The sequence below is a fragment of the Microcystis sp. M53603_WE2 genome (genome assembly GCF_030065435.1).
This window is the reverse complement of the sequence record NZ_JASJFF010001005.1, coordinates 1-3973: the sequence shown is the minus strand read 5'-3', so window position 1 is coordinate 3973 and position 3973 is coordinate 1. Positions and strand designations below refer to the sequence as shown.

Below are 3973 nucleotides of genomic sequence, written 5' to 3'. Positions count from 1 at the left end.
TATCAAGCTATCCCTTATAGGGATCTTTCTTAACAATTTTTGCAGTAAGCACTCCAACCCTTATCCTGACTTGATTTCAGTTTTTTCTTTGTCAGTAAGGGTGTCAACAAGGAATATTAGAAATTGTTAACCGAGTCTTGAAAGCCTTGTGCTACAAAGGTTTGAAATGTTAAGAAAGATGTGACTAAAGGACAGCTTATCAAGGGGGGCAGGGGGGATCGAACCTAAAATCCCTTTTTAATTTAATTATAACCAGCTACTTAGCTGCATCTCGATGGATTTCTTCCTCCCCGAACCGATCGAGAAGTTGCCGGGTTAATCTAGGATTAGCTCCTGATAACGGCTGTAGAGAGGACAAAAATATGATAGCGACAATAATCGATCGCCTTACGGAAACCAACCCGCAAATTATGCGAGAATGGCAAGGAAGATTAACCCCGAAAAATATCTCGATCGCCTCAGTCATCTCCCTAGTTGGTCAATTATTAGTTTATTTATACTATCAAAATCTCTTGCCAGTAGCGGCGGGATTTAGTCGTTACTGTACCGCTAATCCCCCCAATAACAACGATTATTATCACTATAGTGGGATTAAATACTGCATCCAAGACTTAAATGGTGAATGGATGATTATCTCCCGGTTATGGTGGTTAGATATCTTCACTTTTCTGAGCATTACCGGCATTTTCGCTCTTTTAGTGGTGGGAACCTATCAATTAATCGCCGATCTTTCCGGGGAAGAACGCCGGGGTACACTTAATTTTATCCGTCTGAGTCCCCAACCCGCCAGAACAATTTTTATCGGCAAAATTTTCGGGGTTCCCATTCTCCTCTATCTCGTCTGTCTTCTCGCTTTACCCTTTCACTTGGGGGCGGGTTTATTAGCAGGTATTCCCTTGTCATTAATTTTAGCCTTCTACGCGGTTCTGATCGCTAGTTGTGCCTTTTTCTATCATGCCGCCCTTAGTTTCGCTTTAGCCACGCCATGGTTAGGGGGATTTCAACCCTGGTTAGGCAGCGCTACAGTCTTAATCTTTGTGTTTTATAGCACTATGTTTACTTTATCGGGCTATGGTGGTTCCCGTACCCCCTTTGATTGGTTAATTCTCTTTAATCCTAGTTTTGTCCTCCCCTATCTAGTTAAATCTACTTTTCTCCCCCCCGATGCGGTACGCTATCTAGGAATCTCACAAATCTTTGATCTGCGTTGGTACGGTCAATCTCTCTGGCAATCGGTTATAGTGGGTATTAGCTTAATTTTGCTCAATTTTGCCCTCTGTACCTACGGTTTAACCCGAGTTCTCCAGCGTCGCTTCCATAATCCCCTCGCTACTCTTGTTAGTAAACCCCAAAGTTACTGGATGATGGGCTGTTTTAGCGCTATTAGCCTAGGTTTTGTCTTCCAAACTCTGCAACCGAGCTATATTTTCGATAATTTTGCGATTCTTAGCGTTTTTGTGGCAATTTTTGGCTTGTTAATCCTTTTTGCCCTCACTCCCCCCCGTCAAACTCTCCAAGATTGGACTCGCTATCGTCATTTGCAAGGAAAAACGGGCATTAGTCTGGGAAAAGCTTTAATCTTTGGCGAAAAAAGTCCTTCTACCCTAGCCATGGCTATTAACGTCGCCATTGCCATTTTATTCATTCTTCCCGCTATTTTTATCGCCCCTCTCGATCAATATAAACTAGCCACTGCAGCCGGGTTTCTCTTGGCAATGAACATGATTTTAGTCTATGCCGCTATCGCCCAATTATTGATGTTAGCCAGCACAAATAAACGCGCTTTGCTGGCAGCCACTAGCATCGGCATTTTGATTATTTTCCCCTTCCTCTGTTTTGCTGTCTTGAGAGTTAATCCCAGTCAATCTCCGCTTTTATGGTTTTTTACTTTTCTTCCCATTGCCGCTACTAAATACGCTACATTTCCCTCTTTCGCTTTGGCAATCTTCAGTCAGTGGTTGGGTTTAACCCTCGTCGGATGGCAAATTAATCGGCAATTAAATCGCCTTGGTGCCTCGGCAACTAAAGCGTTAATGCCAAGCTAGAAAATACCGACTCACAGGGGGAATTAAATAATATCTCTGCTGACAATTTTCTCCCCTTGAGTGTCGGTTAAATTTTTTTTCCCAAAAAGCTTGACAAAACCCCACGACTTGACAGATAATTTCTTATAGAATGGGAATCCGTGCCTGCCTGCAAACCCCCTCTTTTCAGGTCAAATAAAGCTCCAAAGAATTAACCCCAAAAAGTAGGGGGAGTTAATTTCAGTTCCGGTGCTGATTAGGAGCATCTTTCAATTTGACAACGCCTATTGTAGGGCTAATTCATGAATTAGCCCTACACCTAGTGATTTCAGTTCCGGTGCTGATTAGGAGCATCTTTCAATTTGACAACGCCACATTTTTACCCCACCACCGATAAACTATCAACGATTAGCGAGGGAGTATAACAGGAGCCATTCCATTGGTTATCGGCCCCCAGAGCGATTAAATTCTGCAAAGCCGTATAAACATTTCCCGTCACCATTGTATCTTTAACGCGTCCGGTGATTTTGCCCTTTTCTATGCGATAACCCAGATCGATATTGACAGAAAAATCGCCAGAAATATCGGCCCCATGACCTAAAATTTGGTCGATAACTAGGCCCTCATCTATTTGCGAGATTAAATCCTCTAAAGTTCCCTCTCCCGGTGCCACGATTAAATTAACCAAATCCGGCATGGGATAAACCCCTAAACTAGGACGAAAACCGTTCCCCGTCGGAGTAGTTTTTAATAGTCTGGCTGTGGTACGATCGCTATAGAATTCTTTAACTCTACCTCCCTCAATTAAAGATAAAAATTTGGTAGGAGTTCCCTCATCATCAAAGGGACAACTATAGGGTTCTCGGTCTGGTTGTTGGGATAAAGTCAACTTTTCTGACATCACCAATTGACCGATTTTATCACTCCAGGGCGAAGACTTTTCTAAGATCTGTTTACCATTTAAAGCCATCGCCACCGTACCCCATAACAGGGTAACTGCATTAGCAGTCAATAAAATTGGTAATTTTCCCGTGGGACTATCCACATTATTGGCTGCCCATTGTAGTCGCTGCAATAACTGTTTAATTACCGTTTCGGGATGAGGTGTACTGCGAGTATATTCCCCATCATAAACCGCCAGAAAATCCTCCCCCCGTACCCATTCAATCCCCAGATAATAACTCAAAGCTGTATCGGTATATTGACAATATAAACCCTGGGAATTAACCAAACGGGTGATTTCCCGTTCACATTCCCATTCACCACTACAAATAACCTCAGGATAAACTTGGCGAATATGGCCAATCATTTGATTACCCATCTCGATTAAAGATTCTACCGCCACATCTTGCCCAATCGGGTCATAGATTGCCTGTCGTGGTGCCGAAAATTCGATTTCTTCCGGGGCATTGAGATAGGATAAATTTAACGCTGTTTCTACTAAAATTTCCGGTTCCACATCACCATAACCCACCGCTAACCCTGGACAACCCTCGCGCCATAATCTTAAGGCAGTTCCCACGGATTCGGAACTTTCTAGCTGTTTGAGACGATTAGCCTCAAAAAAAACGGGATGGGAAAGGGAGGAAGATTGATAAACTTCGGCTGCCACCGCTCCCGATGTGAGAGCTAGTTCGATGAGTTGTTGCGGATCGATCGTCATGGTGATAGTTTTTGAGATGATAGCTATCTGATTATCTCAAGCTTCGGCACTTCGGCGCAAACGCTGCTAATAAGACTGCGGCGAGTTAAAAAATTTTTGCTTATTCATCAATATTTTTGAGCAAAGATGATCAAGTTGGCAATGAAGTTATCATAGAATCGATCGAGAGTCAAAAATATGGATACTCCCACCTAGAGAGGCCGAAAAAATGACGATTGCCAAAAGCGACGAAACTGCCACCTCTCCGGCACTGATAGAAGAAGATTTCGAGGACTTCTGGGAACCC

The 3973-nt window shown here is 43.2% G+C and carries 2 protein-coding genes; one reads left to right on the top strand and one right to left on the bottom strand.

Features of this window, described 5'->3' with window-relative positions:
• The first annotated feature begins 362 nt into the window (after nucleotides 1-362).
• Nucleotides 363-2045 carry a hypothetical protein gene (locus PX481_RS21255; protein ID WP_288095848.1) on the top strand — a complete coding sequence of 561 codons (1683 nt, stop codon included), beginning with the start codon at nucleotides 363-365 and terminating at the stop codon, nucleotides 2043-2045.
• Nucleotides 2046-2403: 358 nt separating this feature from the next.
• On the opposite strand, the gene PX481_RS21250 is transcribed toward PX481_RS21255, so the two are convergent.
• The gene (locus tag PX481_RS21250) at nucleotides 2404-3687 is read right to left on the bottom strand and encodes a TldD/PmbA family protein (protein ID WP_288095846.1); all 1284 of its coding nucleotides are present in this window, start codon (nucleotides 3685-3687) and stop codon (nucleotides 2404-2406) included.
• Nucleotides 3688-3973: the final 286 nt, after the last annotated feature.